The organism is Rhodanobacter sp. DHG33, assembly GCF_014843005.1.
In the GTDB taxonomy this organism is placed as follows: domain Bacteria; phylum Pseudomonadota; class Gammaproteobacteria; order Xanthomonadales; family Rhodanobacteraceae; genus Rhodanobacter_A.
Map to the genome: position 1 here is coordinate 1 of NZ_JACYXM010000007.1, position 11,995 is coordinate 11,995.

The 11,995-nt window shown below is 62.6% G+C and carries 6 protein-coding genes and 2 tRNA genes; 3 read left to right on the forward strand and 5 right to left on the reverse strand.

Features of this window, described 5'->3' with window-relative positions; all coding sequences use genetic code 11:
- Nucleotides 1-330, reverse strand: a 330-nt coding sequence (locus tag IHE46_RS17155; protein ID WP_255430902.1) for a hypothetical protein, incomplete at its 3' end; no start/stop codon positions are given.
- 19 nt (nt 331-349) lie between these two features.
- On the opposite strand from IHE46_RS17155, the gene IHE46_RS17230 reads away from it, so the two are divergent.
- Nucleotides 350-3,289 (forward strand): amino acid adenylation domain-containing protein, encoded by a 2,940-nt coding sequence (locus tag IHE46_RS17230; protein WP_192165302.1) that lies wholly within the window; start codon nt 350-352, stop codon nt 3,287-3,289.
- A 582-nt stretch (nt 3,290-3,871) separates the two neighbouring features.
- Here IHE46_RS17230 and IHE46_RS14095 read toward each other — a convergent pair.
- Both IHE46_RS14095 and uvrB read right to left on the reverse strand, forming a co-directional pair.
- Nucleotides 3,872-3,946, reverse strand: a tRNA-Val gene (locus IHE46_RS14095).
- 64 nt (nt 3,947-4,010) lie between these two features.
- On the reverse strand, nt 4,011-6,026 hold the full coding sequence (uvrB, locus tag IHE46_RS14100) for an excinuclease ABC subunit UvrB (protein ID WP_192165412.1): 2,016 nt from the start codon (nt 6,024-6,026) through the stop codon (nt 4,011-4,013).
- Nucleotides 6,027-6,097: 71 nt separating this feature from the next.
- Here uvrB and IHE46_RS14105 point away from each other — a divergent pair, with 71 nt between their 5' ends.
- Entirely contained in the window at nt 6,098-6,736 is a 639-nt protein-coding gene (locus IHE46_RS14105) for a GspH/FimT family pseudopilin (protein WP_225563071.1), read from the forward strand.
- 62 nt (nt 6,737-6,798) lie between these two features.
- Nucleotides 6,799-6,875, forward strand: a tRNA-Asn gene (locus IHE46_RS14110).
- A 61-nt stretch (nt 6,876-6,936) separates the two neighbouring features.
- Here IHE46_RS14110 and ppnN read toward each other — a convergent pair.
- Together ppnN and IHE46_RS14120 are read right to left on the reverse strand one after the other, a co-directional pair.
- A complete protein-coding gene (ppnN, locus tag IHE46_RS14115) occupies nt 6,937-8,349 on the reverse strand; it encodes a nucleotide 5'-monophosphate nucleosidase PpnN (protein WP_192165303.1) in 1,413 nt (470 codons plus the stop codon).
- Nucleotides 8,350-8,586: 237 nt separating this feature from the next.
- Nucleotides 8,587-11,949 (reverse strand): carboxypeptidase regulatory-like domain-containing protein, encoded by a 3,363-nt coding sequence (locus tag IHE46_RS14120; protein ID WP_192165304.1) that lies wholly within the window; start codon nt 11,947-11,949, stop codon nt 8,587-8,589.
- Nucleotides 11,950-11,995: the final 46 nt, after the last annotated feature.

Below are 11,995 nucleotides of genomic sequence, written 5' to 3' on the forward strand. Positions count from 1 at the left end.
GATGAGCGCACCTTGCTGCTGGAGACCTGGAATCAGACCGACGCACCCTACCCCGATCAGCTGTGCATCCACCAGTTGTTCGAGCAACAAGTACAGCAGCACCCCGAGGCCACCGCCCTCGTCTTCGAGGATCAGTCCCTCTCCTACGCCGAGCTCAACATCCAGGCCAATCGCCTCGCCCATCATCTGATCGATCGCGGAGTAAAGCCGGGCGAATGTGTCGTCACCCTCCTCGAACGCAGTGCCGCCCTGGTCATCACTCAGCTGGCCATCCTCAAGGCCGGTGGCACCTATGTGCCCATTGACCCGGAAGTACCGGTAGAACGCCAACAGTGGATCATCGCCGACTGTGCCGCCCGCCACNGTAAAGCCGGGCGAATGTGTCGTCACCCTCCTCGAACGCAGTGCCGCCCTGGTCATCACTCAGCTGGCCATCCTCAAGGCCGGCGGCACCTATGTGCCCATTGACCCGGAAGTACCGGTAGAACGCCAACAGTGGATCATCGCCGACTGTGCCGCCCGCCACCTTCTCACCACGGCATCTTTTGCCCTAAACGCTACTGTCTCGCCCGTACTCATCGAGCCGCTGTTGACCGAGGGTCTCGAGTCCAACCCCTCACTGCACCTATCCAGCGACAGTCCCGCTTATGTGATGTATACCTCCGGATCGACCGGCATTCCTAAGGGCGTGGTGGTGCCTCATCGGGCCGTCAATCGATTAGTTATCAATAATAGGTATGCCGAATTTGATGCTAGCTCTCGCGTAGCCTTCGCAGCCAATCCCGCCTTTGATGCCGCCACCATGGAGATCTGGGGGCCTCTGCTTAATGGGGGCGTCCTGGTTGTTATAAACCGCGCGACTTTGCTGTCACCTCAATCTTTCGTGCATGCACTACAAATCGACCAGGTCAATGTGATGTGGCTGACCGTCGGCCTGTTCAATCAAATAGCTTCCACACTTGCTCCTGTGTTGCCGAATCTCAAGGTGCTACTGGTTGGTGGAGACGTGCTCGACCCAGCCCTCATGCGAAGTGCATTGCAAGATCATCCACCGCAGCGATTAATTAATGGCTACGGTCCGACCGAAACTACGACCTTCGCGACGACCTATACGCTTCAAGGAACCGAGAATGAGGTCGCCACTGTCCCCATTGGCCGTCCGATTGCCAACACGCGCATCTACCTGCTCGATGCCCACGGCCAGCCCGTTCCTCTCGGGGTCGCCGGTGAGCTGTACATCGGCGGTGCCGGTGTCGCCCGCGGTTACTTGAACCGCCCTGACCTCACTACCGAACGTTTCCTGCCCGACCCGTTCAACGCCCTGCCCGGCGCGCGCATGTACAAGACCGGCGACCTGGCCCGCTACCTGCCCGATGGCAATCTCGTCTTCTTGGGCCGCAACGATCACCAGGTCAAGATTCGTGGCTTCCGCNTTCCTCTCGGGGTCGCCGGTGAGCTGTACATCGGCGGTGCCGGTGTCGCCCGCGGTTACTTGAACCGCCCTGACCTCACTACCGAACGTTTCCTGCCCGACCCGTTCAACGCCCTGCCCGGCGCGCGCATGTACAAGACCGGCGACCTGGCCCGCTACCTGCCCGATGGCAATCTCGTCTTTTTGGGCCGCAATGATCACCAGGTCAAGATTCGTGGCTTCCGCATCGAGCCCGGCGAGATCGAAGCGCGCCTGATGGAACATCCGGCGGTGCGTGAGGCTGTCGTCCTCGCCCGCGAAGACGTCCCCGGCGACAAACGCCTCGTCGCCTATCTCACCGTCACTCCGGAAGACACGACCGCCTCCGGTGNGTACAAGACCGGCGACCTGGCCCGCTACCTGCCCGATGGCAATCTCGTCTTCTTGGGCCGCAATGATCACCAGGTCAAGATTCGTGGCTTCCGCATCGAGCCCGGCGAGATCGAAGCGCGCCTGATGGAACATCCGGCGGTGCGTGAGGCTGTCGTCCTCGCCCGCGAAGACGTCCCCGGTGACAAACGCCTCGTCGCCTATCTCACCGTCACTCCGGAAGACACGACCGCCTCCGGTGAGCTGCCTGCGACTTTGCGCGCCCACCTCGGTGCCTGCCTACCCGACTACATGGTCCCGGCGGCCTTCGTGCCGTTGGACGCGTTGCCCCTGACACCCAACGGCAAACTCGACCGCAAGGCCTTGCCCGCACCGGGCGACACGGCCTACGCCCGTCGGGCCTACGAGCCACCCCAGGGCGAGATCGAGCAGACCCTCGCCACCCTCTGGACGGAGCTGCTCGGCCTCCAGCAGGTCAGCCGCCACGACAACTTCTTCGAGGTCGGTGGCCATTCCCTGATCGCCGTGCAACTTGTCAGCCAAGCCAAGAGCAATGGCCTCAAGCTCAGCGTAAACCAGATATTCCAAAGCCCTCAACTAAAAAATCTAGCAAAAATAATTAAAGAGGGTCCTTCGCATCCCAATGAGATTGATGCGATCCCAATTCGAACAACTGGCACTCAATCACCACTCTTCTTCTTACCAGCGGGCACAGGCGACTATTCCTACGCCTTCGAATTGACACGAGATCTCAGCATAGATCTCCCCGTCTATGCGCTGCCATGGCAGTCCATACATGAAGCGCCCCCACTTACCATGGAGGCCATGGCTGTCCGAATGGTGGCTATGATCCGAGTAATTCAACCACAAGGCCCATACCGACTAGCTGGCTACTCATCTGGTGGAATACTGACATATGCCGTGGCCCAGCATTTGCTAAGCATTGATCAGGCAGTATCATTTATAGGCTTGATCGATGTCACCCTGCCTCCCGAGAAGCTCGCTCAATCGCCAACAACAGCCGAGAAAATGGTATTCATTCAGAATGAATCAATCGAGCATCTTGACGCCCTCCATAAGTCAACCGATGATTCGCCACTCACGCAATTGACCGAAGAAACCCAACGACTGAATGCAGCTCTATCACCAAAATTTCACAACGCACAAGACGAAGCCATGTTTTGGGAACGAGCTGGTCATTTCAATTTGAACATAGTTCCATCCTATCAAGCACCCGCTCTACCTTTAATGATTCACCAATTTTATGCAATTGAAATTCCCCCATTACCGCCTGAAAGAAACCCTCACGGAGAAGAGATCACCGTGCCAGCAGCACCACAATCACCCACGAAGGGATGGGGACGCGTACTACCAATATCCAGCATTCACCTAATCCCCATTCCTGGCAACCACTTCACGATTATGACGAAACCCGGCAACCGAGCTTTTTTAGGTCATCACCTCTTCAAAATACTTAAGACGTGTTGAGCCATGGATAACTTCGACGCGAAGATCAGTAGTAATCCGCGCGACCGATGGCGAATGACCAAGATCGAGACATATTTCTACTCGATTTCGTACATGCGTGGCCATGCATGATGGAGTAGCCAGATCTCCGTAGGCCCGCACGGCCCACTCGCGTCGGGGTCCCTGACGTACATCACATGCAGATTTCGCGGGCCCAACTCTGATCATCCCCGTCCTGCAGGCCCTCTAAATAAGCTGGCTTAGCGTTTCCAGCCGACTCATCCTCACACCAGCCTCCCTCAGAAGGTCACGGCGAACGGGGCTTCAGGGTCGCACAGGCGGCCAAGAGCCCCCGCAGGGTGCAGCGTGGCCGAGCCTCGCAGAGACGAGCCCAGCCCCGTCCGTCCGACCCGTGAGCGGCAAAGCTTGTAATTCTAGGCCACAGCTTATTAGGTGCACGCCCAGATACAGCGCCGCCGTAACACGGCGAAACATCAAGAAATGCGGGCACATATTTGGGTACAGAGCAGCCCTCACAAGCACAAAAAAAGCCGACCCGCGAGGATCAGCCTTTTTCGTAATCGCCTGATTTCCAGACAAAGTTGGTGGGCGGTACAAGGATCGAACTTGTGACCCCTACCATGTCAAGGTAGTGCTCTACCGCTGAGCTAACCGCCCGATTCGCGTGGCAGCAAGCCTCGCGAGCCGCGCAGTATAGGCGACTCCCTGTCCCGCGACAAGCTCAGCGCAGCGCCTGCTCGCGCAACTGGTGGATCTGGTCGCGCAGCCGAGCCGCCGCTTCGAACTCCAGATTCTGGGCATGCTTGTACATCTGCGCTTCCAGTTTCTTGATGGCGGTGGCGGCTTTGGCGGGGTCCATCGCTTCGTAGCTAGCCGGCGATTCGGCCACAGCACGCGCTTTGGACTTGCCACCGCGACTGCGTGACGACTCGCTGCGCGCGCCTTCCATGATGTCGGCGATGCGCCGCTCCACCGTCCTGGGCGTGATGCCGTGCGCTTCGTTGTACGCGAGCTGCTTCTCACGGCGGCGCGCCGTCTCATCCATCGCCGCCTGCATCGAGCGGGTCACCTCGTCGGCGTAGAGAATGGCCTTGCCGCGAACGTTGCGGGCAGCGCGGCCGATGGTCTGGATCAACGAGCCGGTGGAACGCAGGAAGCCTTCCTTGTCGGCGTCGAGCACCGCCACCAGCGATACCTCCGGCATGTCCAGGCCTTCGCGCAGCAGGTTGATGCCCACCAGCACGTCGAACTCGCCCAGGCGCAGGTCGCGGATGATCTCGCTGCGCTCCACCGTCTCGATGTCCGAATGCAGGTAGCGCACCTTCACGCCATGCTCGGAGAGGTATTCGGTGAGATTCTCCGCCATGCGCTTGGTCAGCGTGGTGACCAGCACGCGGTCGCCCATCGCGATGCGCTTGTTGGCCTCGCCCAGCAGGTCGTCCACCTGCGTGCGCACGGGGCGCACCTCCACCTCGGGATCGACCAGGCCGGTGGGGCGCACCACCAGCTCGACGATGGCCTCGCCGGACTTCTGCAGTTCGTACTCGCGCGGCGTGGCGGAGACGTAGATCGCACGCGGCACCCGCGCCTCCCACTCCTCGAAGCGCAGCGGGCGGTTGTCGAGCGCGGACGGCAGGCGGAAGCCGAATTCCACCAGGGTTTCCTTGCGCGAACGGTCGCCCTTGTACATCGCGCCGACCTGCGGCACGGTGACGTGCGATTCGTCCACCACCAGCAGGCCGTCGGGGGGCAGGTAGTCGAACAGCGTGGGCGGCGGCTCGCCGGGCGCGCGCCGGGAAAGGTGGCGCGAGTAGTTCTCGATGCCCTGGCAGTAGCCCACCTCGGCCATCATCTCCACGTCGTAGCGGGTGCGCTGATCCAGCCGCTGCGCCTCGAGCAGCTTGTTGTCGCGGTACAGCACCTCCAGCCGCTCTTTCAGCTCGTCCTTGATGGTGTCGATGGCGTTGAGCACGCTCTCGCGGGTGGAGGCGTAGTGCGTGCGCGGATACACCGTGTAGCGCGGCACCTTGCGCACGGTTTCGCCCGTGAGCGGGTCGAACAGGGAGAGGCCTTCCACTTCGCCGTCGAACAGCTCGATGCGCAGCGCCTCGGTTTCCGATTCAGCGGGAAACACGTCGATGATCTCGCCGCGCACGCGGTAGGTACCGCGGCGCAGTTCCATCTCGTTGCGGGTGTACTGCAGTTCGGTCAGCTGGCGGATCAGCTGGCGCTGCTCGATGCGCTCGCCCTTGGCCAGGATCAGGCGCAACGACAGGTAGTCCTCGGGATTGCCCAGGCCGTAGATCGCCGACACCGTAGCCACGATGATTGCATCGCGCCTCGACAGCAGGGCCTTGGTCGCCGCCAGTCGCATCTGCTCGATGTGGTCGTTGATCGAGGCGTCCTTCTCGATGAAGGTGTCGGATGCCACCACGTAGGCTTCCGGCTGGTAGTAGTCGTAATAGCTGACGAAATACTCCACCGCGTTGTTCGGGAAAAACTCCTTGAACTCGCCGTACAACTGCGCCGCCAGCGTCTTGTTCGGCGCCATCACGATGGTGGGCCGCTGCACCTGCTGGATCACGTTGGCGATGGTGTAGGTCTTGCCCGAGCCGGTGACGCCGAGCAGGGTCTGCGCGGCCAGCCCGGCCTCGAAACCTTCGCTCAGACGGCGGATCGCCTCGGGCTGGTCGCCGGCGGGCTGGTAGGGCGCAACGAGTTCGAAGCGGTCGGTCATGGCGGATGACATGCGGGCGGATACGTGCATCTTAAAGCGCTGCTGCTGACAGCCTCTGTCAGCAGTACCCGATGCCGCTCGCCGCCGTCGGACGGCTGGCCGCATGGACGCGCCTTCCTAGCATGGCGATTCCGCCCATGCAGGAACGCACCATGGCAACACGGCAGACTCGCGGACGGCCCGCCAGGCCATATGGCAGCACGCTGATCGAACAGATCACGGTGGTGGCCATCCTCGGCGTACTTGCCGCCATCGCGATGCCTTCACTGGCCCGGCTGCATCGCCGCAGCCGGGTGCAGACCGCACAAATGGATTTCATCGCGGCCCTGCAGCATGCGCGGGGCATTGCCATTATCAGCGGCAAACCGACCCTGTTCTGCCCCAGCCGGGATGGTGCGCGCTGCAGTGGCGGAACACGCTGGGAATCCGGCTGGCTGATCGGGCACGACCAGGACCGCGACGGCCAGCCCGACAAGACACCGCTGCGTACCCAAATCGGCTACACCGGCATGACCATTCTCGGCGACCGCGGCCGTCCATTCGTGCGCTTCCGCAACGACGGCACTGCCGGCGGCACGACCAACACGTTGCGCTTCTGCGGCCGCGGCCAAGCGGATTCGGTGTTGACGGTGGTGGTCTCCAACGCCGGCCGTGTCCGCGGCGCGCCGGCTGGGGCAATGGAAACCGCCAGCTGCGCCACCGCGCATTAATCGCCGTTTGCACGGCCTCTGCTTGACAGTCCGCGACCCGAACGACAAACTACGCAGCTCCCGCCCGAATAGCTCAGCCGGTTAGAGCACTTGACTGTTAATCAGGGGGTCGTTGGTTCGAGTCCAACTTCGGGCGCCAGACACATGAAAAAGGCCGGCAGCGATGCCGGCCTTTTTGCATACGGCCCTCACCGGCTTCTTCAGCCGGTGATCACGCGATAGCACGGCACGTAGGCTGCGCCGCCAGGCAGCTTCATGCGGTGCTGCTCCACGAAGGCCTGCAGCAGCTTGTCCAGCGCCTGCATGATGTCGCGATCGCCGTCGATGTCGAACGGACCGTTCTTCTCGATGGCCTGCACGCCCTCCTCCTTCACGTTGCCGGCCACGATGCCGGAGAACGCGCGGCGCAGGTCCGCCGCCAGTTCGTGCAACGGCCGTCCGTGGCGGAGCTGCAGGCCGCGCATCGCCTCGTGGGTAGGACGGAACGGAGTCTGGAATTCCAGCGGAATGCGCAGCGCCCAGTTGAAGAAGAACGCGTCCTTGGTGTCGAGGCGGTGGGTGCGCACCTTGTCGATGCCCTTGGCCATCGCCTTCGCCACGGCAGCGGGATCGTCGACGATGATCTGGTAGTGCGCAGCCACCGCATCGCCCAGCGCGAGGCGAAGGAATTTGTCGATCTGCTCGAAGTACTCGGCGGACTGCTTCGGTCCGGTGAGTATCAGCGGGAACGGCGTGCCCGCGTTGTCCGGGTGCAGCAGGATGCCGAGCAGGTAGAGGATCTCCTCCGCCGTGCCCACGCCGCCGGGGAACACGATGATGCCGTGGCCGATGCGCACGAACGCTTCGAGGCGCTTCTCGATGTCCGGCATGATGACGAGATGGTTGACGATGGGGTTCGGCGACTCGGCCGCGATGATGCCCGGCTCGGTGATGCCGATGTAGCGGTTGTTGCGGCGGCGCTGCTTGGCGTGCGCGATGGTCGCGCCCTTCATCGGTCCCTTCATCGCACCGGGGCCGCAGCCCGTGCAGATGTCCAGGCCGCGCAGGCCCAACTGGTAGCCCACGACCTTGGTGTAATCGTATTCCGCGGACGAAATCGAGTGGCCGCCCCAGCACACCACGAGGTTCGGGTCGATGTGCGGCTTCAGGATGCGCGCGTTGCGCAGGATCTCGAATACCGCCTGGGTCAGCGCGTCGGAGGGATCGAGGTCGCTGCCGATCTGCTCCAGTTGGGTGGACACGTAGACGATGTCGCGCACCACCGCCACCAGCAGCTCGTTGACGCCGCGGATGATCTGGCCGTCCACGAAAGCCTGCGCCGGCGCATTGGCCAGTTCGATCTTGATGCCGCGGTCCTGCTGCAGCACCTGGATGTCGAAATCCGGGTACTGGTCGAGGATCGCCCGCGGATCGTCGCTGATCGTGCCCGAGGTCAGCACCGCCAGGGCGCAGCGGCGCAGTAGGCCGTGCAGGCCCGAATCGGTGGCGCCGCGCAGGCGCGCGACCTCGTGGCGGGAAAGGATGTCCAGCCCACCGGCGGGCGAAATGCGCGCACTCACGGTGGCATTGCTGCCGGCAACGCCGGCACGTGCATCACTCATTGCTATCTCCATGCCACTGTCCCGCGGGCACACGCCTGCGTGGATGCGGCAGCCCCGAAGCTTCCTGCCTCGGCCGTGACACAGTCAAGACAAGGGGCTCGTGGAACCCGCGCCATCGCAAAAACGGCGGGATGGGCGCTTTGCGCGCCCGTTAAGACATCTGCAGGCTGGCGCGCATCGATGCACGCCACAAAGAAGCCGGCGCCCTCGCAGGCGCCGGCTTACGGTGAGGCACTAACGCGCGCCGATTCAGAACGTATAGCGGACCGTCAGCATCGCCGACCAGCGCGACACCACGTTGGTCTTGGTGTACGTGCCGGCGTCGTACACCGTCAGCTGTTCCGGCTGGTAGTTGCCGTACTTGTCCGTGTAGAGCTTGTAGATGTACTTGCCGTCGGCACCCACGCCGGCGTAATCCGCCAGGTTGCGCGTCTGGTAGAAGCCCAGATCGTGCTCCTGGCCCCAACGCTTGTTGACCAGGTTCAGCACGTTGTAGACGTCCAGCCGGACCTCGCCCTTGTTGCCCTTGAAGATGCCCGGGATTTCCTGGCGCACGCTCAGGTCCAGGTCATTGACCCACGCCGCGGTGGCGGCGTTGCGCTTGGCGATCTGGCCCTGGTGCTTGCTCAGGTACGAATCGCTCTGGATGTAGCTGTAGAACTGCTTGATCTGCGCGGCCGTGGCCGGCTGACCGTTCGGCTGCACCAGGGTCGCTTCGCCGTTGCGCGGGATGTAGACCAGATCGGTACCCTGGCCGAAACCGTCGCCGTTGGCGTCGTTGCCGAAGGTCCAGCTGTACGGCTGGCCCGTGTGGCCGTCGTAGAACGCGCTGATGCTGGTGACGTAATCGCCGAAGAAACGGTGCTGCCACGTGATCGACGCATTGACGCGCTGGCGCACCGCACGGTTGGAGCGCGACACCGTCTCGTCGTTCGGGTTCACCCAGGCGCTGTTGGACAGATTCGAGCTGGCCTGGCTGGAGGTGCCGGGGTTCACTTCGGTGGAATCGCCGAAGGTCACGCCCAGGCTGCCGAACCAGTTGTCGGAGAACGGCTTCTTCAACGACAGGGTCAGCGCATCGGCATGGCCCTTGTGGGTGTTGGTGAGGTAGGTGGAGTTGTAGGTGAAGCTCTTGCTCGCATTGGCCCGCGCATCGGCGCTGGCGCCAGCCTCGCCCGGCGTCTTCCAGTACTGGTTGCGGCCGTCGGGCATGGTGCCCGTGGGCGAACCGAGGTTGAGCATCTGGTACCAGATGCCGTTGCGCACCTTGACGTACTGGTACTCGGCCGAGAACACGGTGCCCCACCACGGCAGCTCGCGATCGAACGCCAGGCTGTACTTCCACACGGAAGGCAGCTTGAAGTTCCGGTCGATGGTATCCACGCCCATCTGGCTGCTCGCCGGCGGCGGCAGGTTCTGGCCGAACGGATTCGAGCTGAATACCGGCAGGCTGTTGCCCTGCCCCGGCTGGACGCCGTAATCGTTGTACACCTGGTACACCGTGGTAGTGATGCCGTTGTTCTGGAACGGATTGGTCATCCACACCGTCGGCGGATTGGACTGGAACAGACCGAAACCGCCGCGCAGCTGCGTCATCAACTGGGTGTCGAAGGCGTAGTTGAACGACACGCGCGGCTCGACGATACGCAGGCCGTCGATGGTGTTGTTGTTCTGCAACGGCGTGACGTTGCTGCCCGACGGGTAGTTCACCACGACCTGGCCGTTCGCATCGATGCCGAAAGTCTTGGCCACAGCAGGGTTGTAGACCGGGTGGTCGCCCGTGTTGGCCTGGTCGACGCGGATGCCGTACTGCAGCGACAGGTTGTTGTTCACCTGCCAGGTGTCCTGCAGGAACAGGCTGGTCTGGCGCAGCGTCCACTGCGCCGCCACGTCATTGAGCGTATAGCCCTGCGAAGGCTGGTAGATGTTGTACGAACCGTAGATGCCCTTCTCGAAATTGTCGATGCCGTAGAAGGTGTAGGCGCCGAATTCGGTACGGCCGAACAGGTTGTAGATCTTGTTCTGCTGGAAGTCGACGCCGCCCTTGAGCGTGTGGTCGCCCAGATACCAGGTAGCCGCCTCGAATAGGCTCCAGGTCTTGATGTTCAGCACGTTGTAGTGGCTGTACTGGTCCTCGCCAAGATCGACGTACGGCGTGGAGCCGGTCTGCTTGCCCGTCTTCGGGTTCGTGCTGACGCCCAGGTCCACGAACACCTGCGGCTGCTGCTCGGCGACGTTGCGCACCTGCGAGAACTGGCGGTAGCCGAGCTTGGTTTCGGTGGAGAAATCCTCGTTCCAGTCGTCGAAGAACTGCAGCACCGCATTCTTGGTGTCGCTGTTCTTGGTGTACCAGTAGCTGGTCAAGCCGATCGAGTTGCTGGAGTTGCCCTGCACGATGGGCTGGACTTCCTTGGTGCGCTGGTAGCTGAAGCTGGCGCGGTGGTTGTTGGTGATGTTCCAGTCCAGCTTGGCCAGGTAGCGCTCGTCGAGCAGGTCCACGTTGCCGCCGCTGAAATTGCCCGGCTTCAGGCCCAGCGCGTTGGCGGCATTGATGATGCGCTGCAGGTCGCCCGGCGACACCTTGTTGGAAGTGGACGGGCCATTGCCTAGGGTGGAATCGAGGCCGTTGGCCGAATCGGCGCCGAGGCCGATGGTCTTCTCCTTCTCGTAGTTGACGAAGAAGAACAGCTTGTCCTTGACGATCGGGCCGCCAAGGGTGGCGCCCGCGGTCCAGTCGCGCTTGTAGCCGGCGTAGTCGTATCCCGGCTGGTCCTTGTTCAGCCAGCCGGCCGTGCCGACCAGCTTGTCAGCATTGCGGTAGGCGTAATACACCGAACCGTGGAAATCGTTGGTGCCGCTCTTGGTCACCGCGTTGATGTTGGCGCCCACGGTGTCGGAAGCCACGTCGAAGTTCGCCGTGGAGATGTTGTATTCCTCGATGGTGTCGGCCGAGATCGGCGAGCCGATGTACGGCATGCCGTTGGAGTTCAGGCCGAACGGGTCGCCTACGCCGGCGCCATCCACGGTGATCGAGTTGTAGCGGTTGTTCATGCCCATCGTGGAGATGGCGCCTTCGCCGCGGTCCGAGATGCTCACGCGCGGATCGAGGCGCGCGATGTCGGCGATCGAACGGCCCGGCGAGGGCGCCGCCTGCAGCTCGCGCTGCGAGACATTGGTGGACATGCCCTTGTTGTCGGGCGTGAAGGTCTGCGCCAGCGCGTTGGCCGATACGGTGACGGCCCCGAGGTTCTTCGCCTCCTTGACCTGCTCTGCCCCCAGGGTCAGGTTGACCGCCGTGTCCTGCGCCAGCTGCAGGTAGACGTTCTTCTGTTCGCCCTGGGGCATCCCGGCCTTAGACACCGTGACGTCGAACGGGCCGCCCACGCGCAGGCCCTGTGCGGTGTAGCGGCCATTCGCATCGGTGGTGGCGACCTTGGTGGTGCCCGACGGCTCGTGCACGATCTGCACGCTGGCGCCGGCAACCGGCTGGCCGCTGCCGTCGAGCACGCGACCGCTGATCGAAGCCGAGGTGTCCTGGGCCAGGATCGGCGAGGAGGCCAGCAGCGCAGCAATGGCCACCGGCAGCAGTTTGGCGCGATTGGTGTGTTTCATAGAGACATCGACCCTCATGGCGATTCGCAACAAGCAACGAAGTGAG